This is a genomic window from Allobosea sp. RCC_152_1, from assembly GCF_041360765.1.
Classification (GTDB): Bacteria; Pseudomonadota; Alphaproteobacteria; order Rhizobiales; family Beijerinckiaceae; genus Allobosea; species Allobosea spartocytisi.
In genome coordinates, this window is the sequence record NZ_JBFUPU010000008.1 from 39,031 (window position 1) to 64,114 (window position 25,084).

The 25,084-nt window shown below is 67.1% G+C and carries 26 protein-coding genes; 12 read left to right on the forward strand and 14 right to left on the reverse strand.

What is annotated here, in order from left to right:
• Window positions 1–443: 443 nt before the first annotated feature.
• The 4 genes from AB6806_RS22590 (at window position 444) to AB6806_RS22605 (ending at window position 3,565) form a co-directional block, all read left to right on the forward strand.
• A complete protein-coding gene (locus AB6806_RS22590; protein ID WP_112761629.1) occupies window positions 444–1,262 on the forward strand; it encodes a transporter substrate-binding domain-containing protein in 819 nt (272 codons plus the stop codon).
• Between the two features lie 103 nt (window positions 1,263–1,365).
• Complete coding sequence (locus AB6806_RS22595) at window positions 1,366–2,064, forward strand: ABC transporter permease (protein ID WP_142022748.1); 699 nt, start codon at window positions 1,366–1,368, stop codon at window positions 2,062–2,064.
• Window positions 2,061–2,744 carry an ABC transporter permease gene (locus AB6806_RS22600; protein WP_142022749.1) on the forward strand — a complete coding sequence of 228 codons (684 nt, stop codon included), beginning with the start codon at window positions 2,061–2,063 and terminating at the stop codon, window positions 2,742–2,744. The genes AB6806_RS22595 and AB6806_RS22600 overlap by 4 nt, the downstream gene beginning before the upstream one ends.
• A gap of 26 nt (window positions 2,745–2,770) precedes the next feature.
• Window positions 2,771–3,565 carry an inositol monophosphatase family protein gene (locus AB6806_RS22605; protein WP_133561031.1) on the forward strand — a complete coding sequence of 265 codons (795 nt, stop codon included), beginning with the start codon at window positions 2,771–2,773 and terminating at the stop codon, window positions 3,563–3,565.
• Window positions 3,566–3,583: 18 nt separating this feature from the next.
• On the opposite strand, the gene AB6806_RS22610 is transcribed toward AB6806_RS22605, so the two are convergent.
• Window positions 3,584–4,711 carry an aminotransferase class I/II-fold pyridoxal phosphate-dependent enzyme gene (locus AB6806_RS22610; protein WP_113254323.1) on the reverse strand — a complete coding sequence of 376 codons (1,128 nt, stop codon included), beginning with the start codon at window positions 4,709–4,711 and terminating at the stop codon, window positions 3,584–3,586.
• A gap of 121 nt (window positions 4,712–4,832) precedes the next feature.
• On the opposite strand from AB6806_RS22610, the gene AB6806_RS22615 reads away from it, so the two are divergent.
• Together AB6806_RS22615 and AB6806_RS22620 are read left to right on the forward strand one after the other, a co-directional pair.
• Window positions 4,833–5,660 carry a LuxR family transcriptional regulator gene (locus AB6806_RS22615; protein WP_185748005.1) on the forward strand — a complete coding sequence of 276 codons (828 nt, stop codon included), beginning with the start codon at window positions 4,833–4,835 and terminating at the stop codon, window positions 5,658–5,660.
• 256 nt (window positions 5,661–5,916) lie between these two features.
• Complete coding sequence (locus tag AB6806_RS22620; RefSeq protein WP_142022751.1) at window positions 5,917–6,720, forward strand: DUF72 domain-containing protein; 804 nt, start codon at window positions 5,917–5,919, stop codon at window positions 6,718–6,720.
• 3 nt (window positions 6,721–6,723) lie between these two features.
• Here the strand turns inward: AB6806_RS22620 and AB6806_RS22625 are convergent, their stop codons facing one another.
• The 7 genes from AB6806_RS22625 to htpX form a co-directional block, all read right to left on the reverse strand.
• Window positions 6,724–7,209, reverse strand: coding sequence for a YbaK/EbsC family protein (locus AB6806_RS22625; protein ID WP_142022752.1), 486 nt, complete (start codon window positions 7,207–7,209; stop codon window positions 6,724–6,726).
• The gene (locus tag AB6806_RS22630; protein WP_370955592.1) at window positions 7,206–7,484 is read right to left on the reverse strand and encodes a hypothetical protein; all 279 of its coding nucleotides are present in this window, start codon (window positions 7,482–7,484) and stop codon (window positions 7,206–7,208) included. Before AB6806_RS22630 ends, AB6806_RS22625 begins: the two co-directional genes overlap by 4 nt.
• 3 nt (window positions 7,485–7,487) lie before the next feature.
• Window positions 7,488–8,666 carry a low temperature requirement protein A gene (locus AB6806_RS22635; RefSeq protein ID WP_142022754.1) on the reverse strand — a complete coding sequence of 393 codons (1,179 nt, stop codon included), beginning with the start codon at window positions 8,664–8,666 and terminating at the stop codon, window positions 7,488–7,490.
• A 206-nt stretch (window positions 8,667–8,872) separates the two neighbouring features.
• Window positions 8,873–10,465, reverse strand: coding sequence for a bifunctional phosphoribosylaminoimidazolecarboxamide formyltransferase/IMP cyclohydrolase (gene purH / locus AB6806_RS22640; RefSeq protein WP_142022755.1), 1,593 nt, complete (start codon window positions 10,463–10,465; stop codon window positions 8,873–8,875).
• A gap of 108 nt (window positions 10,466–10,573) precedes the next feature.
• Complete coding sequence (locus AB6806_RS22645) at window positions 10,574–12,328, reverse strand: heparinase II/III family protein (RefSeq protein ID WP_370955593.1); 1,755 nt, start codon at window positions 12,326–12,328, stop codon at window positions 10,574–10,576.
• A gap of 93 nt (window positions 12,329–12,421) precedes the next feature.
• Window positions 12,422–13,786 (reverse strand): RsmB/NOP family class I SAM-dependent RNA methyltransferase, encoded by a 1,365-nt coding sequence (locus tag AB6806_RS22650; protein ID WP_370955594.1) that lies wholly within the window; start codon window positions 13,784–13,786, stop codon window positions 12,422–12,424.
• 3 nt (window positions 13,787–13,789) lie between these two features.
• Window positions 13,790–14,719 carry a zinc metalloprotease HtpX gene (gene htpX, locus AB6806_RS22655; protein WP_038362723.1) on the reverse strand — a complete coding sequence of 310 codons (930 nt, stop codon included), beginning with the start codon at window positions 14,717–14,719 and terminating at the stop codon, window positions 13,790–13,792.
• Between the two features lie 183 nt (window positions 14,720–14,902).
• Between htpX and AB6806_RS22660 the strand changes: the two genes are divergently transcribed.
• On the forward strand, window positions 14,903–15,124 hold the full coding sequence (locus AB6806_RS22660; RefSeq protein WP_133561012.1) for a DUF1674 domain-containing protein: 222 nt from the start codon (window positions 14,903–14,905) through the stop codon (window positions 15,122–15,124).
• A gap of 31 nt (window positions 15,125–15,155) precedes the next feature.
• Here the strand turns inward: AB6806_RS22660 and AB6806_RS22665 are convergent, their stop codons facing one another.
• The gene (locus AB6806_RS22665) at window positions 15,156–15,533 is read right to left on the reverse strand and encodes a hypothetical protein (protein ID WP_370955595.1); all 378 of its coding nucleotides are present in this window, start codon (window positions 15,531–15,533) and stop codon (window positions 15,156–15,158) included.
• A gap of 154 nt (window positions 15,534–15,687) precedes the next feature.
• On the opposite strand from AB6806_RS22665, the gene AB6806_RS22670 reads away from it, so the two are divergent.
• Window positions 15,688–17,046, forward strand: coding sequence for a class I SAM-dependent methyltransferase (locus AB6806_RS22670; protein ID WP_370955596.1), 1,359 nt, complete (start codon window positions 15,688–15,690; stop codon window positions 17,044–17,046).
• A gap of 151 nt (window positions 17,047–17,197) precedes the next feature.
• Here AB6806_RS22670 and AB6806_RS22675 read toward each other — a convergent pair whose 3' ends face one another.
• Window positions 17,198–17,515 (reverse strand): DUF2853 family protein, encoded by a 318-nt coding sequence (locus AB6806_RS22675; protein ID WP_038362726.1) that lies wholly within the window; start codon window positions 17,513–17,515, stop codon window positions 17,198–17,200.
• A 231-nt stretch (window positions 17,516–17,746) separates the two neighbouring features.
• Between AB6806_RS22675 and AB6806_RS22680 the strand changes: the two genes are divergently transcribed.
• Window positions 17,747–18,694 (forward strand): 2-hydroxyacid dehydrogenase, encoded by a 948-nt coding sequence (locus tag AB6806_RS22680; protein ID WP_142022760.1) that lies wholly within the window; start codon window positions 17,747–17,749, stop codon window positions 18,692–18,694.
• 45 nt (window positions 18,695–18,739) lie between these two features.
• On the opposite strand, the gene AB6806_RS22685 is transcribed toward AB6806_RS22680, so the two are convergent.
• The 4 genes from AB6806_RS22685 to AB6806_RS22700 form a co-directional block, all read right to left on the reverse strand.
• Window positions 18,740–19,264, reverse strand: coding sequence for a L,D-transpeptidase (locus AB6806_RS22685; protein WP_142022761.1), 525 nt, complete (start codon window positions 19,262–19,264; stop codon window positions 18,740–18,742).
• A 131-nt stretch (window positions 19,265–19,395) separates the two neighbouring features.
• Window positions 19,396–20,220, reverse strand: a complete 825-nt coding sequence (locus AB6806_RS22690) for a heme ABC transporter ATP-binding protein (RefSeq protein ID WP_112761645.1) — start codon at window positions 20,218–20,220, stop codon at window positions 19,396–19,398.
• The gene (locus tag AB6806_RS22695; RefSeq protein WP_142022982.1) at window positions 20,213–21,292 is read right to left on the reverse strand and encodes a FecCD family ABC transporter permease; all 1,080 of its coding nucleotides are present in this window, start codon (window positions 21,290–21,292) and stop codon (window positions 20,213–20,215) included. The genes AB6806_RS22690 and AB6806_RS22695 overlap by 8 nt, the downstream gene beginning before the upstream one ends.
• A gap of 23 nt (window positions 21,293–21,315) precedes the next feature.
• The gene (locus tag AB6806_RS22700; protein WP_248312539.1) at window positions 21,316–22,266 is read right to left on the reverse strand and encodes a heme/hemin ABC transporter substrate-binding protein; all 951 of its coding nucleotides are present in this window, start codon (window positions 22,264–22,266) and stop codon (window positions 21,316–21,318) included.
• A gap of 305 nt (window positions 22,267–22,571) precedes the next feature.
• Between AB6806_RS22700 and hmuQ the strand changes: the two genes are divergently transcribed.
• From hmuQ to AB6806_RS22715, 3 genes are all read left to right on the forward strand, one after another.
• Complete coding sequence (gene hmuQ / locus AB6806_RS22705; RefSeq protein WP_038362734.1) at window positions 22,572–22,919, forward strand: heme-degrading protein HmuQ; 348 nt, start codon at window positions 22,572–22,574, stop codon at window positions 22,917–22,919.
• 10 nt (window positions 22,920–22,929) lie between these two features.
• Window positions 22,930–23,451 carry a heme utilization cystosolic carrier protein HutX gene (hutX, locus tag AB6806_RS22710; RefSeq protein ID WP_142022762.1) on the forward strand — a complete coding sequence of 174 codons (522 nt, stop codon included), beginning with the start codon at window positions 22,930–22,932 and terminating at the stop codon, window positions 23,449–23,451.
• 141 nt (window positions 23,452–23,592) lie between these two features.
• Window positions 23,593–25,038 carry a hypothetical protein gene (locus tag AB6806_RS22715; RefSeq protein WP_142022763.1) on the forward strand — a complete coding sequence of 482 codons (1,446 nt, stop codon included), beginning with the start codon at window positions 23,593–23,595 and terminating at the stop codon, window positions 25,036–25,038.
• Window positions 25,039–25,084 lie beyond the last annotated feature (46 nt).

The following is a 25,084-nucleotide window of genomic DNA, read 5'->3' on the forward strand; positions in this document are numbered from 1 at the left end:
CCTGCTCTCAGGGATGTGGCCTGACGGCGACGCTTAACGTTCGCTTTGACTGCTAAGCGTTGTTGCGGAGAAGGCTCCCTCGATCACGGGGATATTGAGAGGATCCAGGCAAAGATGCCGTAGAGCAAGGCATTGACCCGTCGGCCAGGGCGCGGCGCGGGTGCCGAACGGATCGATGAAGCTAAATCTGTCATCGCGTTGTACAGGGTCGCCGGGGCGACGCCGGAGGTGCAGGCGCCTGTCGCGTCGCCTCCACGTCTTCGCGGACTGGATCGAACACCTCTTAAGCTAGAGCTCGTGGCGGGACGTGCCCCGGCTGCTGCAGTGCATCAACCTCTGGGATGATAGGTTCATTGCCGATCTGGTGATTAGTCTCGGGTATCGGCTGCAGCTCGAAACGAACTTTCGCACCGTGACTGCCGCCTAAGAAAAAGGGGACAATCATGAAGATCAGCGTCAAATGGTTATTCGCAGCGATAATGGGGCTGTCGGCGGGGATAACGACGGCCCAGGCTGACGAGCTCAAGGTCGGCATCGAGTGCACGTCATTCCCGTTCAATTATCGCGATTCGACCGGGGCCTATGCCGGTTACGACGTCGACGTCGCCAACGAGATCGGCAAGCGCCTCGGCGACAAGATCGAGTTCGTCTGCCAGAAATGGGACGGCATGATCCCGGCGATCCTCGCCAACAAATTCGATCTCATCGTGGCCTCGATGGGCATCACCGAGGAGCGCCAGAAGAAGCTCGATTTTTCGCGCCCGTATCGCATCTCGGTCGGCCGCTTCGTCGCTCCGACGGGCGCCAAGCTCGCCTTGTTCAACCCGGACGGGTCGCTCAACCCGGAAGGCTTCAAGTCGATCAAGGTCGGCCTGCAGCGTTCGACCACCTATGACGACTGGCTGAAGGCCAAGATGCCGAGCGCCAACGTCATGCGCTACGACACCGTTGAAGCGCTGTTCCTCGACATCAAGGCCGGGCGCGTCGACACCATCATGACGAACCCGATGAAGGCGCATGACGCCTTCCTCAGCAAGCCGGACGGCGCAGGCTTCGGCTTCGTCGGGCCTGAAGTCTCCGACGACAAGCTGTTCGGCGCCGGTGCCGGCGTCGGCCTGCGCAAAGGCAACGAAGCGCTGCTCGCCAAGGTCGACAAGGCGATCGCCGCGATGACCGAGGACGGCACGCTGGATACGTTCAGCAAGAAGTACTTCCCGTTCCCGATCTATCCGCGCGACTGGAAGCCCGCCTCGACCAATTGAGACGATCCCCGCCACGGCAAGCTGGGCCTTTCGGCTCCCGGCCTGCTGTGGCGGCCGCTCGCCTGCCGAGCATCCCAAGCCCCCGCCACCCAAGAGGATCACCATGTTCGAGGAGCTCTGGCGCTGGAGCGGGGCCTTCATGCAAGGCACACTGGTCATCCTCCTCGTCTTCCTGGTCTCGCTCGTCCTGACCGTGATCTGGGGGTTGCTGGGGGCAAGCGCCAAGCTGTCGGGCAATCGCGCCGCGAAGGTCGCCGCCGATGCCTACACGGTGGTTTTCCGCGGCACGCCGGAATTCCTCTTGCTGTTGCTGATCTATTTCGGCTCGGCGGTGACCCTGACGGCGCTGGTAAAGCTCGTCTGGCCGCAGACCCGCTTTGTCGATCTCTCGCCCTTCTGGGCCGGTGCCTTCGCCATCAGCCTGATCGTCGGAGCGGCCGCCACCGAGACCTTCCGCGGCGCCTTTCTCGGCGTCGATCGCGGGCAAGTCGAGGCCGCGCAGGCGCTGGGTCTCAGACGCTTGCAGGTCTTCTTCCTGATCCGCCTGCCGCAGATGTGGCGCCTCGCCTTGCCGAGCTTCGGCAATCACATGAACTCGCTGGTCAAGGACACGGCCCTGATCTCGGTGATCGGTCTGCAGGAAATCATGTTCACCGCCGACATGGCCGCCTCGACCAACTCCATGCCCTTCGCCATGTATTTCGCGGTCGCGCTGATCTATCTCGGCTTCACGACGATCATCACCCTGGGTACCGGTCATCTTGAGCGCCGAGCCAACCATTTCATGACGGTCTCGCGATGAGCTTCGACATCGCGCTCATGCTGACGAGTTTCCCGCAGCTGCTGGCGGGGCTCGGAATGACCCTTCAGCTGCTCGGCATCTCGCTGGTCTCCGGCCTCGTGATCGCCATCGTCACGAGCTGGGCGCGAACCACCCGCTTTCTGCGCTGGCCGGCCGAGACTTATGTCTATTTCTTCCGCGGCACGCCGCTGCTGGTGCAGCTCTTCGTGATCTATTTCGGCTTGCCTCAGGCAGAGTTCGTGCGCAGCGGGCCGTGGTGGCCGTTCCTGCGCGAGCCGTTCTGGTGCATGTGCCTGGCGCTGTCGCTGAACAACGGCGCCTATGTCGCCGAGATCATCCGCGGCGGCATGCTGGGCATCGGCAAGGGGCTGAAGGAGGCGTCATGGGCGCTGGGCCTGAGCCGCTTCCACCATCTGCGCCTGGTCACGGTGCCGATCGTCACCCGCCTTTGCCTGCCGACCTATGGCAACGAGGTCGTCAGCCTGATGAAATCGACTGCGCTTGCCAGCACGGTCACGCTGCTCGATGTCACGGGTGTCGCCCGCTCTATCGTCGCCGAGACCTTCGCCCCCTACGAGATCTTCATCGCGGCCGCGCTGATCTATCTGGCCCTGACCTTCCTGATGCAGACGCTGGTCTCGCGCCTGGAGGCGCGGCTGGGTCGTTATGCGCAGCGGTGACCGTCTTTCGCCCAGCGAGATCGACCATGTCAGCCCAAGCCCACCCTGCCGACTTCCTGCCCTTCGCCCACCGCCTCGCCGATTGCAGCGGCGCGATCCTGCGACGTGTCGCGGGCGAGAACCGCGCTTTCGACACCAAGGGCGACGCCAGCCCAGTGACGGCGATCGATCGCGAGATCGAGACCGCTCTGCGCGCCGCGATCGCAGCGGAGTATCCTGAACACGGCATTCTCGGCGAGGAGTTCGCGCCCACGAATCTCGACAGCGAGTGGGTCTGGGTTCTGGATCCGATCGACGGAACCAAGCAATTCATCGCCGGAATTCCGCTCTACGGGACGCTGATCGCGCTCACGCGAAACGGCATGCCCGTGCTCGGCATCATCGACCATCCCATGACCGGCGAGCGCTGGAGCGCCGCCGACGGCAGTCCCGCGCTGCGCAACGGCGTGGTTGTGACGACCGCCAAGCGCAGCACCCTGTCAGGGAGCCTGCTGTTCACCTCCAGCCCCGAGCCCTATGACGACAGGGAGCGTCGCGGGGTGGCGGCCGTGCGATCGGGTGTCGCCTGGTGCGTCTATGGTGCGGGCTGCTATGGCTATGCCCGGCTCGCCAGCGGTGCGCTCCACATCGGCATCGAGGGCGGGCATGATCCGTTCGACTATTGCGCGCTCGTCCCGATCATCCGTGCGGCGGGCGGCGCGATCAGCGACTGGGAGGGCAGACCGCTCGGGCTGACCTCCGGCACGCGTTTCGTCGCCTGCGCGACCCCGACGCTGCACGAGGAGGTCCTGGCCACCATGGCGCGGGCGATGGTGGCCTGAACAGCGAGCCGGCGGCTCTCAGGCCGCGGCGACGAGGCCGGGCGCCGTCTCCCGGATGGCGGCCGAGATGGCCGCCAGGCCGCCGCGCAGTTCCTCTTCCAGCGGCCACAGGAAGCCGATCCGGAAATGGCTGCGCGGCATCTCGAACCAATGACCGGGCCCGACATAGGTGCCGTGCTTCTCCAGCAGAGTCTTGTAGAAGGCGTCGAAGTCGAAATCGGCGCCCACATTCATGCGCGGGAAGCAGACGACGCCGCCCTTGGGCTCGACCCACTCGATGAGCGGATCGTTCTTCGCCCAGTCCCGCATGATGTCGAGCCGGCGGTGCATGACCGGCGAAAGCGCGTCCAGGAAGGCGTCGCGCTTTTCCAGCATCGTGCGCGCGAGCCACTCGTCGACGACGCTGCCGCAGATGCCGATCTGCTCCTTGGCGGCGAGGAAGGTCTCGTAGAGCGCCGGATCGCGCGTGACGATCCAGCCGATGCGGATGCCCGGGATGCCGTACGCCTTGGACAGGGACGAAACGCTGATCACGCTCTTGCTCAGGCTGGCTGCGATCGGCAGCTGCTCGCCATAGGACAGGTCGCGATAGGTCTCATCGACGAGGAGGCGGCAGCCCTTCTCCTCGACGAGCGCGATCAGACGGCGAAGATCGGCTTCCGGCATCAGGGTGCCGGTCGGATTATGCGGGCAGGTGATGCTGACATAGCGTGTATTGGGCCGGATCGCGGCCGCGACGCGTGCGATGTCGAGTGCGAAGCCGTCCTCGAAGGACAGGTCGATATAGCTGATCTCGCAGCCGATCGCCTTGGGCGTCTCGATGTTCGTCGCGTAGTTCGGGCGCACAACGACGAGATGGTCCTCGCGCGACAGAAGCGTCGTGGCGATGATGAAAAGCGCGCCGGCCGCGCCGGCCGTGATGAGAATATCGTCAGGCGTCAGCCCCGCGCCCTGTCCCGCGACCAGCTCGCGCAGCCTCGCCTCGCCGCGATGTTCGCCGTAGAACAGCGTCAGGTCCGGGAAGGTGGCGCCGAGCTCGTGCAGGCTCTGGTCGCGGATCGAGCTTTCCGAAAGGTTGAAGCGGATCCGGTCGTAGCCGTACTCCTCCGGCGCTTCCTTCTCGATGACCATGCGTGCATATTTCATGTGCGTCATCCGCTGTGGTTGGCTTGCGTTCGTGCTTGCTTCTTAGTGACAGCGGCTCGATCTCGCCTATCCTCCCAGAGAGGGATAGCGTCGGCAGAGCGGATGGAGACGTATGCGGGATATGAACGACCGTGCGGCCCGGCTCGTAACGGCGATCGACCGAAGCGATTTTCCAGAAGCGCTGGTCAGCCATCTCGGCGAGCGTGTCGCATTCGATGCCGCGACGATCTTCGTGCACCGGCGCGAGCTCGCGCCGATCTACGTCTTCGATAACTTCGTGGGCGGCAAGGCCAAGCAGGGCATCCGCGAATATCTGCAGAAGACCTATGCGCTGAACCCATTCTTCCAGGCGCAACGGAACGGACTGGCCTCGGGCGTCTATCGCATTCGCGATCTCGCGCCCGATATATTCTTCCAAAGCGAGTTCTATAATGACTACCGGATCAAGGTCACGAGCAACGAAGAAATCGGCTATGTGACACGCGATTGGCCGGAAGGTCTGGCTGAGATCGACGTCGCCATCCGGCTCGGGCCAGACGAGACGGTCGAGTTCGCGCTATACCGCTACCGCAGCAACGGCGACTTCAGCGACGCGGACCTCATTGCGATCGAGGACGAGCTGGCCCTCTTGACCGCTTGCTTTGGCAGCTATTGGCGCCGCAATCGAGCCAGCGATGATCTCTCGGAACAGCGGACGAGCTCGGCCGGACCGGCCGCGTTCGGAGAAGGCAAGATCAGCGTGCGTGAGCGCCAAGTGCTGGAGTTCGTCCTTCGCGGATACTCATCGGAATCGATAGCCGCCCAACTCGGTATTTCGCTGGCGACAGTGAAGACGCACCGCAAGAATGCTTATGAAAAGCTGAACATCTCCACCCAGGCGCAGCTGTTCAGCCTCTACCTCAAGCATTTGGACGCCAACTATTCGATGGAACTGACACCGTCACGTTGACACCTGTGTCGCCCGTCGCGCCGCAGCGGCGCGAGCCGAGCGCCGACATGTCGGTTGATGCGATCCGCCTCATTCGGCATCCGGAAGGCTCCAATCCGCGATGAAGCGATCATGGCTCATCCCTCGACGGTGTCCACAGACGCGCCCGATCCTGACAGCTTTGGCGCGCCTGGCGCCTTAGCATCCGCTCTGGTCTGAAAGCGGGTGGCGCGCTCCCGCTGTCGCAGGCAAAATCGCTCATCTTCGGAGGAACATCATGGCGAACGCGGCGGGAGCGATCCATATCGGCATTGGCGGCTGGGTCTTCGAGCCCTGGCGCGGGGCTTTCTACCCGGACGGCCTGCCGCAGAAGCGCGAACTCGAATATGCCGCGAGCAAGCTGACTTCCATCGAGATCAACGGCACCTATTACGGCTCGCAGAAGCCGGAGAGCTTCGCCAAATGGCGCGAGGAGACGCCTGACGATTTCGTCTTCGCGCTCAAGGGCTCGCGCTTCTGCACGAACCGGCGCGTCCTGGCCGAGGCCGGGCCTTCGGTCGAGAAATTCCTGACCAGCGGGCTGACCGAGCTCAGGCACAAGCTCGGCCCGATCAACTGGCAGTTCATGCCGACGAAGAAGTTCGATCGCGAAGATTTCGAAGCCTTCCTCAAGCTGCTGCCCAAGGAACTGGACGGTATCAGGCTGCGTCATGCGGTCGAAGTGCGGCATGACAGCTTCCGGACGCCTGACTTCATCGCGCTGCTGCGCGAATACGGCGTCGCTGCGATCACCTCCGCCGATGCCGACTACACCCAGATCGCCGATGTGACCGCGCCCTTCGTCTATGCGCGGATCATGGGGACGAAGGAGGCCGAGCCGAAGGGCTATTCCGAAGCGGGTCTCGCGCGCTGGACCAAGGCCGCGCGGGTCTGGGCGGAAGGCGGCGTGCCGGAGGGGCTGGAATCCATTGGCCCACCGGCCAAGGTCGAGAAGCGCGACGTGTTTCTCTATGTCATCAGCGGCGACAAGGTGCGCAATCCGGCCGCCGCGATGGAGCTGATCGCGCGGACCATGGGCTGAGTTCTACTCTGCCGCTGCCGCCTGCGCCACTTCCTGGCAGACATCGACCCATTCGGCCTGCGTCAGCTCGGCCATGCGCTCAGGCGTGATGCGCAGTGCGCTATGGGTCGAGCCTGCTGCCGGCACGACGATGTCGAAGGCCTTGAGCGAGATGTCGCAATAGACCTTGAGCGGCGTGGCGAGCCCGAAGGGGCAGACGCCGCCGACAGGATGGCCGGTCAGCGCCTCGACCTCGTCCTGGCCGAGCATGCGCGGCTTGCCGCCGAGCGCGGCCTTGGCCTTGCGGTTGTCCAGCCGGGCATCGCCGCGGGTGACGACCAGCACCACTTCGTCGCCGATGCGCAGCGAGAGCGTCTTTGCGATCTGGCCTGGCTCGACGCCATGAGCGGCAGCGGCGAGCGGGACGGTGGCGCTGCTCTCAGCCGTCACGATGACGGCGATGTCGGGAGCGTGCTCGGCGAAGAAGGCGCGGACGGATTCGAGGCTCATCGGGCAATTCGCGAGGTCAGCCACAGGATCAGCAAGCTGGCGATGGCCGGCACGCCGAAGACGATGAGGAAGATCGGCGCTTCCTCCATCACGGTATAGCCTGCCCGAGCAACGCCGATCCAGAGATTGATCAGCGCGCCTGCGAACCAGAGCGGCAGGAACAGCTTCACCGCGAAGGGAATCGGCCTCCCCGCCGAGATCGAAAGGCGCGGCGCCAGGACGAGCAGGATGCCGAGCAGCGCGAAGCCGACGCCGATGACCTTGATGGTATGCATGGGTCAGGCTTCCTTCGGCCGCAGCGAGATCGCTTCCCAGGCCGCAACCAGGATCAGGATCGCGGTCGCGGCCAGGCTGAAGCCGAGCGGCGGCAGCACGGTCCAGGCCGGGGTGAGCACCGCGAGCAGGCCGAGGCCGACGAGATGGGAGAGGGGATACCAGCCGGCCGTGATCCGTTTGAACAGCAGATTCCCGAGCAGATAGAAGGCCGGGCCGGCGAGTACTGCGATGGCCGTTCTGCCGTCGGTATGGCCGGTGGGATGCGCGATCACCAGTTCGTCGCCGACGGCAACGAGAATGATGCCGGCGATCAGCAGGACGTGGAGATAGGTATAGGCAATCCGCGCGATCCGGCCGGGGTCTTCCGAATGGGCGATATGCTGGCTCGCCCGCTCGGCGCCGATATGGAAATAGACCCACCACATCGCGACCGTGCTCAGGAAGGCATTGAGGAAGGCGGTGAGATTGACGGCCGTCGGCGGCAGTTTTGCTGCGGTCGCGCCGGTCATGATCACGGATTCACCCAGCGCGATGATGATGAAGAGGGCGCAGCGCTCGGCGAGATGGCCGCCTTCGACATTCCAGTCGCTGGTCAGCGAGCGGCCGAGGCCGAGCACACGGAAGCCGACGGCAGGCCCGACATATTCGATGCCGAACGCGATCAGCCAGAGCCCGAAGCGCAACGGTCCCTCGCTCAGGCCGCCGGCGATCCAGAAGATGCCCGAGCAGACCAGCCAGATCGTGATGCGCTGGAAGTTGCGATAGTTCGCGGGTGAGGCGTCCCTGAGGCTCACCATCGTGAAGACCGAGCGGACGAGCTGGGCCGTGACATAGGCGCCGGCGAAGGCGAGGCCGGTCGCACCGAAGGCCTCCGGCAGCGCGCAGGACATCACCAGCCCGAGGAACATCAGGACGAAGAGCAGGATCCGGACCGGCGGGCGTTCGGGGTCGAGCCAGTTCGTCACCCAGCTCGTATAGATCCAGATCCACCAGACGGCACCGAGCAGGAAGGCGGCCTGGGCCAGCCCGAGCACGCTGAAATGCTCGAGCAGCGTGTGCGAGATCTGCGTAATCGCGAAGACGAAGACCAGGTCGAAGAAGAGCTCGACGTAGGAGACTCGTGCATGCTGGTGTTCGACGCGCTCCCTGAGCAGCGCGCCGGGCTTGGGATTTCGCGTCATCTCATGCCTCGCCCAACCGTCGATCCCAAGCGCGCCGTCATCCCGGACAAGCCGCTAAGCGGCGCCGATCCGGGATCCATGCCGGAGCGCTTCCGAGAGAGGGTCAGGCATGGATCCCGGGTCTGCGCTTCGCTTCGCCCGGGATGACAGCGCTGGATTCTGGAAGGCTCCGACCGGGGTAGCCTGTCCTGCGGCCTGCCCCGCCGTCAATGGCGGAAGTGGCGGTGCCCAGTGAAGACCATGGCGAGGCCGGCTTCGTCCGCAGCCTGGATGACAAGGTCGTCGCGCATCGAGCCACCGGGCTGGATCACCGCCGTGGCACCGGCTTCCGCCGCCGCGAGCAGGCCGTCGGCGAAGGGGAAGAAGGCGTCGGAGGCGACGACCGAACCCTTGGCAAGGCTCTCGGGCAGGCCGGCGGCTTTCGCTGCCTCGGCCGCCTTCCAGGCGGCGATGCGCGAGGAATCGACGCGGCTCATCTGGCCGGCGCCGATGCCGACCGTGGCGAGATCCTTCGCATAGACGATGGCGTTCGACTTGACGTGCTTGGCGACGCGGAAGGCGAAGCGCAGATCGGCGAGCTCGCGCTCGCTCGGCTGGCGCTTGGTCACGACCTTGAGCTCCATGTCATCGACGACGGCATTGTCGCGGGACTGGGCGAGGAAGCCGCCAGCGACGGTGCGCAGGGACAGGCCCGGCGCGCGCACATCCGGCAGGCCGCCGGTCAGCAGCAGGCGCAGGTTCTTCTTGGCGGCGATCAGGGCGATCGCCTCCTCGTCGGCATCCGGGGCGATGATGACCTCGGTGAAGACCTCGACGATCTTCTTCGCAGCCTCGGCGTCGAGCCTGCGGTTCAGCGCGACGATGCCGCCGAAGGCGGAGACGGGGTCGCAGCGCAAGGCGAGCTCATAGGCCTCGATCAGCGAGCCGCCAGCCGCGACGCCGCAGGGATTGGCGTGCTTGACGATGACGCAGGCGGCCGAAGCCGCGGGATCGAACTCGGCGACGCATTCGAAGGCGGCGTCGGTGTCGTTGATGTTGTTGTAGGAGAGCTGCTTGCCCTGGACCTGGCGTGCGGTCGAGACGCCCGGGCGGTTCTCCGGCGTGCGGTAGAAGGCCGCCCATTGATGCGGGTTCTCGCCATAGCGCATGGTCTCGGCGAGCGCGCCGCCGAGCGCGCGGAAGGCCGGGCCGGTGTCGCCCAGCTCATTGGCGAACCAGTTCGAGATCGCCGCGTCATAGGCCGCGGTGCGGGCATAGGCCTTCTGGGCGAGCTTGCGGCGCAAGGTCAGCGTGGTCGCGCCCTTCTGCGCCTCGAGATCGGCGAGGACGGAGGGGTAATCGGCCGCCTCGACCACGACGGCGACGTCGTGGTGGTTCTTGGCGGCGGCGCGGATCATCGCGGGCCCGCCGATATCGATGTTCTCGATGCAGTCGTCATAGGCCTTGCCAGCCGCGACCGTCGCCTCGAAGGGGTAGAGGTTCACGACGAGCAGGTCGATCGGCTGGATGCCGTGGCCGATCATTGAAGCCTGGTGCTCGGGATGCGAGCGGATGGCGAGCAGGCCGCCATGGACCTTGGGATGCAGCGTCTTGACCCGGCCGTCCATCATCTCGGGAAAGCCGGTGAGATCGGAAACGTCGCTGACGGGCAGCCCGGCCTCGGCGATGGCCTTGGCAGTGCCGCCGGTCGAGACCAGCGCGATGCCGAGCTTGTGGAGGGCGCGCGCGAAATCGATCAGGCCCGTCTTGTCGGAAACGGAAAGGAGCGCGCGTTCGACGCGGCGAAGCTCATTCGGCATCGGGATCAGGTCCGGCTGTAATGACAGGAGCAGGCAGTCGACTGTTTGGACAGACGCGCGCGAGCTATCATGCTGCGCCGCGAAAGGCAAAAAATGCCGTCCGGAACGTTACGCTTCGGGATCGTGATCGGGATCGATCAGGGTTCCCTGCCGCTCGGCCAGAGCCGCGGCGAGCGTCTGGCCGGCGCGGGGATTGGCGGCGCTGATGCGGCTGAGCCGCCAGGCGATCCGTGGCGTCGCGACAGCATCGAAGAGGACGACGAGCTGCTCGGTCTTGCGGCGGCCATCGGCGGCGGCGAGGAAGAGGCTTTCCTCGATCGCGATGGTCATGCCGCCGGCCTCGAAGCTCCAGACCTCGCCGGAAGCCAGGGCGAGCAGGGCGCCGGTGCCCTCGCGGACGAGGCTGGCGCGGACATGCGGATGCAGATGGAAGCGGGCGGCGGCGGGCAGGGCCGTCTGCGTGCCGGTGAGGGCCACCTCATCCTCACCGCCCAGCGAGGCACCGTCGCGGGCGAGCAGCAGGCGGCGAGTATGGGTCGCGCCGATGCGGCGATAGCCGTCATGGCTGGCGACCCATTCCGGCCCATCCGCGCCGTCCTGCCGGGCGACGCGGACATCGGCCGGACCGGAGACGACCCGCATCTCGCCGAGCACCATACCGAAATTCGCGCTGGAGCGATCGTCGAGCACGAGGGTCGAATGGGCGGCGGTGCTGCGCGCCGCCAGCCGAAGCTCGAGCGGGCCGAAGCGGCTCGCGCCGCAATTGACGATGATGCGTTGCGCGCCGCTGGAGAATTCGAAGGCGAGGCAGCCGGCATGGGCCTCGGTGGAATAGCCACCGCGCGGCGGCGCGCCGGCATCGACGATCACGACGCTGCGCTCGGCGGAGAGCCGGCTGTAGCCGGAATAGGCGGCGTGTTCGGTCGGGCGCCCGCGCGCGTCGTCATAGGCGGCAAGCGTCGCCATCAGGTCCGGCGGGGTCGTGCCCATGCCGTTGAACAGGGCCAGCGCGCCGTCGCCGTGCCGAAACAGGCGCAGATGCGGCATCATCCGCTCGATCGCGGTCAGCAGGCCGCGCGGCGGCTCCAGCCCACGGGCGGCGAAGGTTTCCCGCAGCGGCAGGAGGTCGAGCAGGAAGTCGATCAGCAGGCGCGGATTGCGCGAGAGATGGCCGCCATCGGGCAGGATCTGGTCGTCGAGCTCGTCGGAGAGCAAGGTCTCCGCCCGCTTGCGGCGGGCATCCTGACCGTCCAGGCAGACAGCTGCGAGGGTGATGGCGATCAGCCCGTTGATCCGGTCGGCCCCCTCGACCGCGCCGGCGAGCGCGAGGCTGACCCGATCGGTCAGCCGCGAGACATGGCGCAGGAAGCGCTCGTAGAAGGCGTGATCGGCGCCTTCCAGCAGGAGCGGCGAGTGGGAGAGCAGGGAAATCAGCCGGCGCGCGGCCACGGCGGGCCGGCGCGCGATATCGTTGCGGTCGCGGCGCCGGGCAATGAAATCCTCGACCAGGCTGCGGGCATTGGCGCGGGCGATGGCGGTGTCGGCGGCACGCATATGGCGCAGCCAGCCGAAGCCGTAGAGCGCCTCGGCCCAGGCCTCGGTCGGCGGCGCGATGTCGAAGGGCGATTCACCGTGGGTGCGGACGGTGCGGCCGGCGAAGGCGTAATAGCCCGCGTAGAAATCGCCGGCCGTGGTCGGGTCGGCCGTGCGCAGGTCGTGCGGGGCGAAGAGCAGGCGGGAGGAGGGCTTGCGACCGAAGGGCCAGAGCCTGCGCGTCGCGCCGACGAGCTGACCACGGGTGCGCCGCGCCGCCCGTCCGATCGCGGCCTGGGCCAATCCCCGACGCTCAGACCAGGCGCTCAAATCCCCCGAAAGCTCCGTTCCCGGCGCAGCTCGAGGCCGCGCAGACCATGCCGGAAGAGGCGCGGCGTCCCCACCGCGCGAATCCCGCTTCCATCATAGCCTGATCAGGCGACTTGCGTAAAATCCCGCCCATCCCGATAGGCGCGGCGTTTCCCCGGGCAAATGCTGCGGCAAGGTGCGGATATCGCCGTTTGCGTCGATGACGGCGTCCAAACCGCCGATTTCGGCAGGGCTCGCGCCGGCGCGACGAAACTGGGGATGACGCGTAAGGAAGGCCGAAATCTGCGCCTCGCCCTCCTCCGGCTCCAGCGAGCAGGTGCAGTAGACGAGCTGGCCGCCGGGTTTGGTCAAGGCGGCGGCGGCATCGAGCAGCTTGGCCTGCAGGGCGACGAGCCGGTCGCGATCCTCCTCCGACTTGGTCCAGGCGACGTCGGGATGGCGGCGGATCGTGCCGGTGGCGCTGCAGGGCGCATCGAGCAGGACGGCATCGAAGGGTTCCGCCTGCCAGCTCGTCGCATCGGCCGTCACGACCTCGGCCGTGAGGCCGAGGCGCTCGAGATTGGCCTTGAGCCGGCGCAGGCGCGGCCCGGAGCGGTCGAGCGCCGTGACCTGGGCGCCGGCCGCCGCGATCTGGGCCGTCTTGCCGCCCGGCGCGGCACAGAGATCGACGATGCGCTCGCCCGGCGCCGGCGAGATCAGCTTCACCGGCAGGGCGGCAGCGGCGTCCTGCACCCACCAGGCGCCTTCCTGATATCCCGGCAAGGTCGCGATGGCCTGCCGCTCGCGCAGGCGGATCGAGCCTGTCGGCAGCAGGATGCCGCCGAGCTTCTCGGCCCAAACAGCCGGATCGGCCTTGGCGGTGACGTCGAGCGGCGGCTCCTCGCGATGGCTCAAGGCGATCGCGGTGGCGGCCTCCTCGCCATAGGCGGCGCGCCAGCTCGCGGCGAGCCAATCCGGCGTGTCGCGGAAGGGGTTGGCCTCGGCATCCGCGAGGATCGCGTCGCGCTCGCGCACGACACGGCGCAGCAGGGCGTTGCCGAGCGCGGTGTAGCGGGCCGAGCGCGGATCCTCGTGCAGATGGCGGATGGCGAGGTCGACGGCGGCATGGTCGGGCACGTCGAGGAAGAGGATCTGGGCCGCGGCCGCGGCCAGGATCGGCTCGAACAGGCCGGAATGACGCGGGCTGCCGCGTTCCAGCCGCTCGTTGATGGCGTGCTGGATGGTGCCGAGCCGGCGGAAGGCGGTGACCGCGATGGCGCGGGCAAGCCCGGCATCGGCGGCGTCGAGCCCGGAATCCGGGACGAGGTGATCCAGCGTCTCGTCGAGCGCGACGCGGGCGCGCAGCACCTCGTCGATCACGGTCGCGGCGAGCCGGCGTGCCGGCAGGCCCGGCGCGTCGGATTCGGCGACGGCTGCAGGCGGCTGGTGCCCGCGGCGGGGTGGGATGCGATCGGCCATGTCTCAGCCCCAGGGGCCGGGCTGGCGCGGCGCGGAACCCCAAGGGCTGCCGGAGGCCTGGCCGGTGAAGCTCGGCGCCGCCGGGGCGCGGCCGAGGCCCATGGCGCGGGCCTGCTCCATCAGCGCGGCGATACGATTGCCGGTGTCGGGATGGGTCGAGAAGAGATTATCCATGCCGCCGCCGGTCAAGGGATTGATGATGAACATGTGCGCCGTAGCAGGCCTGGCCTCGGCTGTCTCGCTGGGAATGTGCTGGACGCCGGCCGCGATCTTGGCGAGCGCGTCGGCGAGCCAGATGGGATTGCCGGCGATTTCGCCGCCGAGGCGGTCCGCCTCGTATTCGCGCGAGCGCGAGATCGCCATCTGGATCAGCGCCGCCGCCATCGGGGCGAGGATCGAGAGCAGGATCTGGACGATGACATTCGGGCGGTTGTCGCGCGAGCCGAAGAACATGCCGAAGGTGACGAGCGAGGAGATCGCACCGGCGAAGGTCGCGGTGATCGTCATGGTCAGCGTGTCGTGGTTCTTGATATGCGCGAGCTCATGCGCCATCACGCCGGCCAGTTCCTCATAGGTCAGCGTGCGCAGGATGCCGGTCGTCGCGGCGACGGCCGCATTCTCGGGATTGCGGCCGGTGGCGAAGGCGTTGGGCTGGTCCTCCTGGATCAGATAGACCCGCGGCATCGGCATGTTGGCGCGGGCGGCGAGGTCGCGGACCATGCCATAGAGTTCGGGCGCGCTGCGCTCATCGACCTCCTGGGCATGATGGGCGGCAAGCGCCAGCCGGTCGGAATTCCAGTAACTGAAGAGATTGGTGCCGGCGGCGAAGATCAGCGCGATCAGCATGCCGCTGCTCCCGCCCAGCAGGTAGCCGACGCTGAGAAACAGCGCGGTCAAACCCGCCATCAGCATGCCGGTCCTGACGTAGTTCATCGTATTCCCTTCGCTTGCCGGTACGAAAAAAGGGCGGATTACCCTCGCGATTGCCGGTTTCCTGCCCTATGTGGTGGGCATCGGCCCGATCCTGCAAGTCCGGGCCAAGAGCATTTTCGAGCGAAGTGGACGCCGGTTCGCGTGACGAAAATGCGAAAAGGCAAAAACGTGGAGATGTTCCGCATGCCGGAAAAAGCCAGCGATGCCACGCCCGCACCTGCCGTGACGGAGAAGGTGCTCTCGCCAGCGGCCAAGCGCGCTCTGGCCGAGGCCGAGGCACGCCGCGCGGCCATCGATGCCCATGCCGCCGAAGTCGCCGGCCAGCGCGAGGTCAACGGGCGCGGCGGGCTTGAACCGGTGCGCTACGACGACTGGGAGGTGAAGGGCATCGCCAGCGATTTCTGAGACGAAACCGTGAAAGGGAATGTCTGTCGTCTCAATCGGCGCGAAGCTGATAAACGGCGTTGCCGTTCAGGAATGCCGAACCCCGGTTCACCGAGCCGTCCCTCTGAAACATGACGCTCAGGTTTTCCATGAGGCAACTCGTGCCAGAGAAGCTCGCGGTGAGCACCGAGCATTCCCGCGCCGCCTGGCTGTAAAGTGTTTTTCTTGCCTTTTCGGTGGCCGCCAGGTCTCCGGTTTCGCCATCGATCTCAATGCGAAAGTTGACGTTGATTCGTGTGGGCTGCCCGCGTCCGACCGACTGAGCGGCAAGGGGTGAGCTGGGGTTCGGCGTTTGCGCCCAAACGTCGAGATTCTGCACGAGATAGCATGAGGCCGCTATGATGAGCGTGAGAAACAGTTTCGGCTTCATGGCACCTTCCTCTCGAACGCATCTCTTCTAGCAGCGCCGATACGAAAACCTCATGACTTCACGGCGTTATGGTTTATGTCGGGTCCGTTTGCAGGTGGCGGCGATTGCCAACTGCTTTCGGCTGCCAGAGGGAGGCAGCCAATAGGAGCCGATCATGACGAACGATGACAAGCGGCTCGCCGCCCTGCGCCGCCTTCTGGAGGAGGCGCATGACAAGCTCGGGCTGAAGCTCGGCTTCCGGCTTTGGGACGGCAGTTCGGTGCCCGCCTCCTGGCCTGCCGACGGGCTCGCCATCGCCATCGCCGATGCCGGCGTTCCGGCCGCCCTGATCCGCAAGCCCAAGCTCGACACGCTCCTCAACCTGCATGTCACCGACCGCATCTCGATCCGGAACGGCTCGATCTTCGATCTCGCGGCGGCCCGGCCTGACGGCAAGGTGGGCAGGCTCGCGCGCAACATCCCGAAGAGCGCGATCTTCGACGTGATGCGCCGCTTCATCTTCGCGCCCGGCAAGGCGGCCGAGGCCGTCGATCATCGCAAGGGCGACGAGATCGCGCGCGACGGGGCCCCGGCGACCAACAAGGCCAACATCGCCTATCACTACGACGTCTCGAATGATTTCTACCGGCTCTTCCTCGACGAGGAGATGGTCTACACCTGCGCCTATTTCACCGAGGTCCATGGCGACCTCGCGCGGGCCCAGCGCGACAAGCTCGACATGATCTGCCGGAAGCTGCGCCTGAAGCCCGGCGACCGCTTCCTCGACATCGGCTGCGGTTGGGGCGCGCTGGTCTGCCATGCCGCGCGCTACTACGGCGTCGAGGCCCATGGCGTGACGCTGGCCGAGGAGCAGCTAGCCTTGGCGCGCGAGAAGGTCGAGAAGCTCGGGCTTCAGGGCAAGGTCACGCTTCATCTCAAGGACTTCACCCAGATGGAGGGGGAATTCGACAAGATCTCCTCGATCGGCATGTTCGAGCATGTCGGCATCCGCAATCACCCGTCCTATTTCCGGGCGGTGAACCGGCTGCTGCGGCCGCGCGGGCTCTATCTGCATCATTGCATCTCGCGCCGGGCCAAGAAGACTGAGAAGGCCTTCAACAAGATGCCGGCGGAGTATCGCGCGCTGGTGCGCTACATCTTCCCCGGCGGCGAGCTCGACCATCTCGGTATGTCGATCGCCAATCTCGAGCGCCATGGCTTCGAGGTCCATGATGTCGAGGGCTGGCGCGAACACTATCAGCGCACGACCCGGCTGTGGTGGGAGCGGCTCGACGCCAACAAGGAGAGGGCGGAGGCCGAGATCGGCCCGGAGCGGACGCGGATGTGGCTGCTCTATCTCGCCGGCTGCTCGCTCGCCTTCGAGCGCGGCGGCGCGCTGGTCAACCAGACGCTGGTCTCGAAGCGGCGCAAGGGACCGTCCGGCCTGCCGCTGACGCGCGCGGACCTCTATGGCGCCGGCCCGGAAAGCGGAGCCCGCTCCCCGGAACGATCCGATGCGGTGACAAGCGCATAGATCACCGCCACCGCGTCCGGCAGGGCGCGCCGCGATCTTTCGCGATGGATCCGACGGAGAACGGGCAAGCCTGCGCAAGGCCGGCACATCCCGCCGGCCGCATCGCTTGCCCTGGAGGAAGATCCCCGGCGATGCCGGGGACGGCGCCGGCCTATTTCTTGATGAAGAGGTCGAGCTTTCCGTGGTGCTCGGCCAGCAGGTAGTAGAAGGTCAGGCGGGATTTGGTCCGGTCTTCCTTCATCTGCTCGCAGACGGCCTTGATCGAGCCGTCGAGATCGCCGGATTTCAGCCCGAGCTTCTTCTTCAGGAAGTTCTCGCGAACGCGGTCGAGTTCGGCCGGGTCGGAGCAGGCGACATAGCGCGTGTCGGGCTTGCCCATGACCAGCGCATAGGATTTGGCCATCCCGGCGAAGGCGGCCTCGTTCAGCGGCTTCTTGGCAAACTTCTTCACGTCAGCGAGGTGATCCATACGGGTAGCCCCTTATCTGGCCCGGCTCTTGCTCGAGCGAGCTTCGTGTCGCAGGACGAAGCTAACGTGCTTTTTTGCCGCAGGCGAGGGAAATGGCGTCGGCCGATCTTTCGCCTTTCGGCCAGTTCACTGCGGCAAAGGCGTGCATCCGGCATATGGCAGTCCTGCCGGTGGCGGGCTTGAGCGGATGCCGCGGAAATGTTGCGATGCGGTATTGTCTGGAGTCGATCGATGAAACCCACTCTCCTCATGGTGCCGCGACTGCCGGCGGCGTTCATCGACCGACTCCGTGAAAGCTATACGCTGCTGGGTCCGATGGAGCATTCGACGCCGGAGGCGCTCCCGGAGGGGGCGGAGCAGGTCGAGGCGCTGCTCACCATCGGGACCCTGCGCACCGACGCCGCTCTCATGGCCGCCCTGCCGAAGCTCAGGCTGGTCTGTTGCTACGGCACCGGCATCGAGGGTGTCGACCGCGCGCATGCCAAGGCGCGCGGGATTGCGCTCGGCAATGCCGGAGACGCCAATGCCACCGGCGTGGCGGAATTCGCCATGGGGCTGCTGCTCGCCACGGCACGGCAGATTCCGCAGAGCGACCGTTACGTCCGGGCCGGGCGCTGGCAGGGCAATGCGGTCGAGCGCATGGCTCCGGTGCCGGGGCTGGCCGGGCGCAAGCTCGGCATCTACGGGCTGGGCGCGATCGGCAGCCGCATCGCGCGCCGCGCCGAGGGCTTCGAGATGGAGATCGGCTATCACAACCGCAGCCGGCGCGCCGACATGCCCTATCGCTACCATGACAGCCTGCTCGGCCTCGCCGATTGGGCGGATGTCCTCGTCGTCTCGGCCCGCGCCGGCGCCGAGAACCGGCATGCCGTGAACGCGGCGGTGCTGAAGGCGCTGGGGCCGCGCGGACATCTGGTCAACATCTCGCGCGGCATCGCGGTCGACGAGGACGCCTTGTGCGCGGCGCTGGAGACGGGCGTGATCGCAGGCGCGGGGCTCGATGTCTTCGAGAACGAGCCGCATGTCTCCGACAGGCTGAAGGCGCTCGACAATGTCGTGCTGACGCCGCATATCGCGGCCGCCTCGGAATCGGCGCAGGCGGCGCAGCAGGAAACCATGCTCGGCAATCTGCGGGCCTTCTTCGCCGGCAAGCCGCTGGTTTCGCCCGTCGCGCTCTGATCCAGAAACCGGGCCTGAGAGGCCCGGCACCCTCGGCGTGACCCCTCAGGGCAAGACGACGACCGGCGTGCCCATCTGCACGCGGGCATAGAGGTCGACCACATCGCCATTATGCATGCGGAAGCAGCCATAGGAGGCGGCGCTGCCGATCGTCGTCGGCATGTTGGTGCCGTGGATGGCATATTGGCCGCCGGGGCCGAGGCCGATGACGCGCGCGCCCATCGGGTTGCGCGGCGAGCCGCCGGGAATGACGTCCGGCAGGCGGGGGTTGTCGCGCTTCACCTCGGCGGGCGGGCTCCAGGCCGGATCGACCTGCAGCTCCTCGACATATTTGACGCCGCGCCATTGCTTGCCGGCCTTGCCGACCGCGATGGTGTAGCGGATGGCCTCGCCCGGGGCGACGACGTAGTAGAGCCGGCGCTCGCCGGTGCGGATCACGATGGTGCCGGGCTGATAGCGGGTTTCGCGCATCTCGACGACCTCGCGGGCCGCGGCGGGCGATGGCAGCCACAAGGCCGAAAGGGCGAGCCCCGCGACGGCGAAGCCCGCGGCCGCAACCTGTCTCGACATGGTCCGATCTCCGGTTGAACAGATCGGAAGCCATCGCGCCGCAGCCGTGAACCGGCGGTTGAGCAATATGGTGAAGGCGGGTCCCCGTGCGATTCACCATGAATCCGGGGTGAATCGGCGGAAATGCCAGCTCAGGCCGTCGGCCGGCCGCGATGCTGCTGCGGCAGCAGGAAGGGCAGGCCCGGCGCGGGGGCGCGGCTCAGCGAAAGATCGACGCGGAAGACCTGATGCAGCAGGGCGTCGTCGAGGGTCTGGGCCGGGGGGCCCTGCGCGATGATCCGGCCGCGATCCATCACGACGAGATGATCGGCATAGGTCACGGCGAGGTTGAGGTCGTGCAGCACGATCAGCACGGCGACGCCGCGTGCGGCGATGCTGCGGGCCATGTCGAGCAGTGCGAGCTGGTGGCAGAGGTCGAGGCTCGCGATCGGCTCGTCGAGGAAGAGCACCTGCCGCTCGGCGACGCTGCGCCCGGCTTCGAGCTGGCAGAGCACGCGGGCGAACTGCACGCGCTGCTGCTCGCCGCCGGAGAGGGTCTGGTAGCGCCGGCCCGCGAGGTCGAGCACGCCGGCGGCGGCGAGGGCTTCCGCGACGACCGCCTCGCGCCGCTGGCGCGTCAGCGCCCGGCCGATGCCGTCGACGCCGAGCTGCGCGACCTCGTAGACGCTGAAGGGGAAGGCGAGGCGGGCATGCTGCGCCATGACCGAGCGCTGGCAGGCCAGGCGCCAGGCCGGAACCGTCTCGAGCGGCTCGCCGGCGATCTCGATCCGTCCACCGGCCGGCTTGATCTCGCCGGTCAGGAGCTTGAGCAGGGTCGATTTTCCGGCGCCGTTCGGGCCGATCAGGATCGTGGTCGTGCCGCCGGCGAGCTCCAGGGAGGCCTCGGCGACGAGCCGACGGCCGCCCGCGAGGAAGCTGATCTCACGACCGGAGAGGATCGGTCCCGACTCAGACATCGATGAGGCTCGTGCGGCGCAGCAGCAGCCAGAGGAAGAAGGGCGCGCCGATCGTGGCAGTGACGATGCCGATCGGCAATTCGGCCGGCGCCACGATCAGGCGCGCGACGATGTCGGCGCCGACCAGCAGCATCGCGCCGCCCAGCGCCGAAAGCGGCAGAAGCAGGCGATGATCCGGGCCGACCGAGAGCCGGATCAGATGCGGCACCACGATGCCGACGAAGCCGATCAGCCCGGCCGAGGCGACGCTGGCGCCCACCGCGAGCGCGACGAGCAGGATCGCCAGTGCCTTGATGCGCTGGACGGGTATGCCGAGGTGATAGGCCTCGGCTTCGCCGAGCATCAGGCCGTTCAGCCCGCGCGCCAGCAGCGGCATCAGCAACAGCAGCGGCAGCACGATCGGTGCCACCGCCGAGAGCTTCGTCCAGCTCGCGCCGCCGAGGCTGCCGAGCGACCAGAAGGTCAGGTCGCGCAATTGCCGGTCGTCCGAGATGAAGGCGAGAAGGCCGGTCAGCGCGCCGGAGAGGGCGCCGAGCGCGACGCCGGCGAGCAGCATGGTGGCGACCGAGGTGCGCCCACCGCGCGTGGCGATGAGGTAGAGCGCGAGCGTCGCGCCAAGCCCGCCGCAGAAGGCGCCCAAAGGCAGGGCCGCGAAGGGCAGCTTCATCATCGTGCCGGCCATGAAACGGTCGCCGAGGACGATGGTCGCCGCCGCGGCGAGCGCCGCGCCGCTCGAGACGCCGACGAGGCCGGGATCGGCCAGGGGATTGCGGAACAGCCCCTGCATCAAGGCACCGGAAACCGCGAGGCCCGCGCCGACGAGCAGGCCGAGCAGCACGCGCGGCAGGCGGATGTTGAGGACCACGAGGACGTCGCGCCCGTCCAGAAGCGAGGTATCGCCGGTCAGTTTCGCCATGAGGATCTCGGCGACCCGGCCCGGCGGGATCGCGATGGCGCCCTGGCCGATCGCGACGATGGCGAGCAGCAGGCAGGCCAGCGCAAGCCCGATGACGGCGATGAGCCCGACGCGCCGCCGGCCGGCGGCGAGCGTTGCCAAAGCATTGGCGGCCATGGCCGGGACGGGCGCGGCGAGGGTCACGGGGCGGCGGCCGTCTTCAGCGGCGGGATGGCGGCTTCCGGATAGATCGCCGCCATGAGATCGCGCGCCGCCATCGGCGTGCGCGGTCCGAAGCCGAGCAGATAGAGGCCGTCCATATGGACCAGGCGCTTCGTCGCGGCGGCCGGCGTCTGCGCGAAGGCCGGCATGGCGAAGAGCTCTTCGGGGGTGGTGTTGTGGGCGCTGCTGTTGCGCATCATCAGGACCATGTCGGGCGCCGCGGCGGCGATGGCCTCCTCGGTCATCGGCTTGTAGCCTTCGATGGCGCTCGCGACGTTGAGGCCGCCGGCCAGCGCGATGATCGCGTCGGCCGAGCTGTTGCGGCCGCCGACGAGGGCGCGCCCGTTCTGCAGCGAAAGCACGAAGAGAATACGCTTCTTCGTCGCCAGCTTGGCGCGCAGCCCGGCCAGCTCCTCGAAGCGCGCCGTCGTTTGCGCGGCGAGGCGCCGGGCCGGCTCGCCGGCGCCGACCGCCGCGCCGATCGCGTCGATCTTGGTGGCGACGCCTTCCGGCGTCAGGCCGTCGGCGATGCGGGCGATCCTCACGCCGGACTCGGTCAGCAGCGAGACGGCGTCGGGCGGGCCCGCTCCATCGATCAGCATGACCAGCGACGGCTTCAGCGAGAGCACGCCCTCGGCCGAGAGGGCACGGACATAGCCGATGTTCGGCTTGTCCTTCAGCGCCTCCGGCGGGAACTGGCTGGTCGAATCGACGCCGACGATGCGCTCCTGCAGGCCGAGCGCATAGAGCACCTCGGTGATCACGCCGCCGGCGACGACGATCTTGTCGGGGTTTTGCGCCAGGGCCGGCATCGTCCAGCCCGCCGGCCAGAGGCCGCTCGCCAGGAGCGCGAGGCCGATGGCGGCCGCGAGGCGGCGGCTCGGCTGCCGGGAGCGTGCGGAAACCGTTGGGGCCTGTGTGCCGGACATGGATGCGACTCCTCCTGGAATGCCCAGGCTCTTCGCTGCCGCCGTCGATCAACTGTCGATGCCGCAGTTTAAAATCGTTCCAGTCAAGTAAGTGCTAGTTTTTAGTAATTCAAAACAAGCATTGGCCTCGACTGTTATTGACGCAGATATTCGGCTTTACTAGAAGCGGTCAAGGGCAACGCGCCAAGCGGTGTCGGTTTCGCCCGCGGCATCGTGCTGCGCGGCTGGATCACGACATCGCGAGGACATTCGCGCCGGCGCCCCGTGTTCGGCCGGTCACGGCCCTTTCAGTGCAGGATCATCCGATGTTCATCGCCATGAATCGCTTCAAGGTCGTCAAGGGCGAGGAGGCCGCCTTCGAGACGGTCTGGTCCTCGCGCAAGAGCCGGCTCGACGAAATGCCGGGCTTCCTCGCCTTCCATCTGCTGAAGGGGCCGGAGAAAGAGGACCACACCCTCTATTCCTCGCACACGACATGGGCCGCGAAGGAGGATTTCGTCGCCTGGACGAAGTCGGAGCAATTCCGCGAGTCGCATCGCAACGCCGGTCAGCCCCGCGAGAAGCCGGTCTTCCTCGGCCATCCCGAGTTCGAAGGGTTCGAGACCGTGCTGAGCGAGATCAATCCGCATCAGCCCCGCCAGGCGGCCGAGTGAGGTTCGCGCGATGACGACGGCGGAGGTCGCGAGCCGCGACCCGATCGAACATGCCCGGGCTTTGCTCGCGGCAAAGCCCGACGGGCTGATCGAGGCGATCGCGCGCGAGGCGGGTGTCTCGACCCGCACGGCGCTGGAGCTGCTGCCGGCCGGGCAGCGGCTGTTCGTGGCGCCCGAGCGCTTCGAGGCGCTGTGGCAGGAGCTGGCGAGCTGGGGAACGGTGCTGTTCCTGATGCACACGCCCGACATCGTGCTGGAGGTCGAGGGCGCGCTGCCGGTCGGCAGCTTCGGCCATGGCTACTACAATATCCATGGCGACAGCCCGATCGGCGGACATATCAAGGCCGAGAATTGCCGCGCGATCTATCTCGTCGACCGCGCGACCGCGCAGGGCCGGCGGGCCTGCTCGGTCCAGTTCTTCAATGCGGCGGGCGAGGTGATGTTCAAGATCTTCGTGCGACGAGATGCCAGTCGCGCTTTGCTGCCGGATCAGCTAAACCGGTTCGAGGCCCTGAAGGCGAGCTTCGTCTGAGCTGCGGCAGGGGCAGGATGCGTTTCCTGCATCATGCCCCGCGCGGGCGAGCGGCCTGCACCGACGCTCAGCGATGAAAGCTGTTTACAAGTTGTTAACCATACTGGCGCAGCGTTGCCACCTGAAAGCCGTGATCTCCTAATGCCGGCGGACCGGGTCCATCAGGACGGGCGCACCGACGACAGCGAGGACGGCTTGCCCGATGTTCCAACCCTGGATGTCGATATGGCCGCGCATGTCGTCATGGAACGGGCGACCTTTCCCCCGAGCCGGCCTTCGCTGGCCGCCGGACGCCGCTTCGTGGCGGAGCGCGCGCCGATCCTGCGCTCCAGCTTCGGTTCGGCCATCCTGCTCGGCCTGCGCTTCGTCCAGGCCCGACTGATCTCGGTCTGGGGGCTGATCGTCGCGGCGGCGCTGTGCCCGCCGAGCGTCTTCGCGGCTTTCGCCGTCTTTTCCGCTGCCGCGAATTTCGTCTCGACCGCCTCGCTGCTGCGGCTCGAGGCCGTGTTCTTCCGGAGCAACGATACGGCCCGGCTGGGCCTGGCCTTTCGCCTTGCCGCTGCGGTCGGCACCGCATTCCTCGGTCTGACGGCGCTCGTGCTGATCGGTCTCGCGCTGACGGGCTGGGTGGCGCCGGCCGTCGCCTTTTTCTTCTTCGTCTCGCTGGCCGCGCGCTCTGTCCTGCGCCTGATCTGGGCGGAGGCGACCGCGGAAGGGGATTTCCGTGCCATCGGCAACAGCAATGTGGTGCAGGCGGTTGTCCAGCCGGTGATCATGCTGGTGCTGATCGGCCTCTTCGGGCCGAAGGCGCTGGCGCTTTTCATGGCGGATGCCGGCGGTCATGTCCTGGCGACCCTCTATCTGCTGCGCCGCCGCCATGCGGCGCTGCGGCCGCTGGTCCAGCCACGATTGTGGAACAGCGGCAGCCTGATCGCGGCGGCCTGGCGCTGGCGCGATGCGCCGCGGGCGCTGCTGCCCTCCGCCCTGCTGGCCTATGGCTTCAGCATCGCGCCGATCCTGGCGCTGCCCTACGCCTCCAATGCGCTGCTGGCGGCCCATGTCGCGCTCGCGATGCGGCTGCTCGAGATGCCGAGCCAGATGTTCGGCACCGTCTCCACCCCGCTCGTGCTCAACGGGCTGCGCAGCTATGTCGGCAAGCGCAGGCGCTTCTGGATCAGGCTGATGACGCTCGGCCTGATCGCTGCGGCGGGCGCACTGTTCGCCGCCGTCGGCCTTGGCGCCCATGTCGCCGACAGCTTCATCGAGGGAACGAAATGGGCCGGTGTCGGTGCGGTGATCGCCATCATGAGCCTGTTCTACGGCGGGATCACACTGGTCGGGCCTTTGCAGGAGGTCGCGACCCTGTCACGCCAACTCGCCTGGCAAGTCCTGATCAACGCCGTCTCGCTCCTGGCCCTGATCGGCGTGATGCGCTGGTACGGCGCTCTGACGCCGGCACTGCTCTATGCCGTCGGCGCGGTCTCGATCGCTCGGACGCTGGCCTATGTCGTCTTCATCTGGCGGCATCTTGGCGAAGCCGAGGACAGTGCGCGCTGGGATTTCGCAGTTTCGGGCGCGAAGTCGTGAGGATGTGATCCTCGCAGCGGCGTTTCGGCCGATGACCTAGGCTTTT

What these genes read in the sequence shown, in the direction of transcription:
- AB6806_RS22590 (WP_112761629.1), top strand. Translation starts at nt 444, where the DNA reads ATGAAGATCAGCGTCAAATGGTTATTCGCAGCGATAATGGGGCTGTCG.
- AB6806_RS22595 (WP_142022748.1), top strand. Translation starts at nt 1,366, where the DNA reads ATGTTCGAGGAGCTCTGGCGCTGGAGCGGGGCCTTCATGCAAGGCACA.
- AB6806_RS22600 (WP_142022749.1), top strand. Translation starts at nt 2,061, where the DNA reads ATGAGCTTCGACATCGCGCTCATGCTGACGAGTTTCCCGCAGCTGCTG.
- AB6806_RS22605 (WP_133561031.1), top strand. Translation starts at nt 2,771, where the DNA reads ATGTCAGCCCAAGCCCACCCTGCCGACTTCCTGCCCTTCGCCCACCGC.
- AB6806_RS22610 (WP_113254323.1), bottom strand. Translation starts at nt 4,711, where the DNA reads ATGAAATATGCACGCATGGTCATCGAGAAGGAAGCGCCGGAGGAGTAC.
- AB6806_RS22615 (WP_185748005.1), top strand. Translation starts at nt 4,833, where the DNA reads ATGAACGACCGTGCGGCCCGGCTCGTAACGGCGATCGACCGAAGCGAT.
- AB6806_RS22620 (WP_142022751.1), top strand. Translation starts at nt 5,917, where the DNA reads ATGGCGAACGCGGCGGGAGCGATCCATATCGGCATTGGCGGCTGGGTC.
- AB6806_RS22625 (WP_142022752.1), bottom strand. Translation starts at nt 7,209, where the DNA reads ATGAGCCTCGAATCCGTCCGCGCCTTCTTCGCCGAGCACGCTCCCGAC.
- AB6806_RS22630 (WP_370955592.1), bottom strand. Translation starts at nt 7,484, where the DNA reads ATGCATACCATCAAGGTCATCGGCGTCGGCTTCGCGCTGCTCGGCATC.
- AB6806_RS22635 (WP_142022754.1), bottom strand. Translation starts at nt 8,666, where the DNA reads ATGACGCGAAATCCCAAGCCCGGCGCGCTGCTCAGGGAGCGCGTCGAA.
- purH (WP_142022755.1), bottom strand. Translation starts at nt 10,465, where the DNA reads ATGCCGAATGAGCTTCGCCGCGTCGAACGCGCGCTCCTTTCCGTTTCC.
- AB6806_RS22650 (WP_370955594.1), bottom strand. Translation starts at nt 13,786, where the DNA reads ATGGCCGATCGCATCCCACCCCGCCGCGGGCACCAGCCGCCTGCAGCC.
- htpX (WP_038362723.1), bottom strand. Translation starts at nt 14,719, where the DNA reads ATGAACTACGTCAGGACCGGCATGCTGATGGCGGGTTTGACCGCGCTG.
- AB6806_RS22660 (WP_133561012.1), top strand. Translation starts at nt 14,903, where the DNA reads ATGCCGGAAAAAGCCAGCGATGCCACGCCCGCACCTGCCGTGACGGAG.
- AB6806_RS22665 (WP_370955595.1), bottom strand. Translation starts at nt 15,533, where the DNA reads ATGAAGCCGAAACTGTTTCTCACGCTCATCATAGCGGCCTCATGCTAT.
- AB6806_RS22670 (WP_370955596.1), top strand. Translation starts at nt 15,688, where the DNA reads ATGACGAACGATGACAAGCGGCTCGCCGCCCTGCGCCGCCTTCTGGAG.
- AB6806_RS22675 (WP_038362726.1), bottom strand. Translation starts at nt 17,515, where the DNA reads ATGGATCACCTCGCTGACGTGAAGAAGTTTGCCAAGAAGCCGCTGAAC.
- AB6806_RS22680 (WP_142022760.1), top strand. Translation starts at nt 17,747, where the DNA reads ATGAAACCCACTCTCCTCATGGTGCCGCGACTGCCGGCGGCGTTCATC.
- AB6806_RS22685 (WP_142022761.1), bottom strand. Translation starts at nt 19,264, where the DNA reads ATGTCGAGACAGGTTGCGGCCGCGGGCTTCGCCGTCGCGGGGCTCGCC.
- AB6806_RS22690 (WP_112761645.1), bottom strand. Translation starts at nt 20,220, where the DNA reads ATGTCTGAGTCGGGACCGATCCTCTCCGGTCGTGAGATCAGCTTCCTC.
- AB6806_RS22695 (WP_142022982.1), bottom strand. Translation starts at nt 21,292, where the DNA reads ATGGCCGCCAATGCTTTGGCAACGCTCGCCGCCGGCCGGCGGCGCGTC.
- AB6806_RS22700 (WP_248312539.1), bottom strand. Translation starts at nt 22,266, where the DNA reads ATGTCCGGCACACAGGCCCCAACGGTTTCCGCACGCTCCCGGCAGCCG.
- hmuQ (WP_038362734.1), top strand. Translation starts at nt 22,572, where the DNA reads ATGTTCATCGCCATGAATCGCTTCAAGGTCGTCAAGGGCGAGGAGGCC.
- hutX (WP_142022762.1), top strand. Translation starts at nt 22,930, where the DNA reads ATGACGACGGCGGAGGTCGCGAGCCGCGACCCGATCGAACATGCCCGG.
- AB6806_RS22715 (WP_142022763.1), top strand. Translation starts at nt 23,593, where the DNA reads ATGCCGGCGGACCGGGTCCATCAGGACGGGCGCACCGACGACAGCGAG.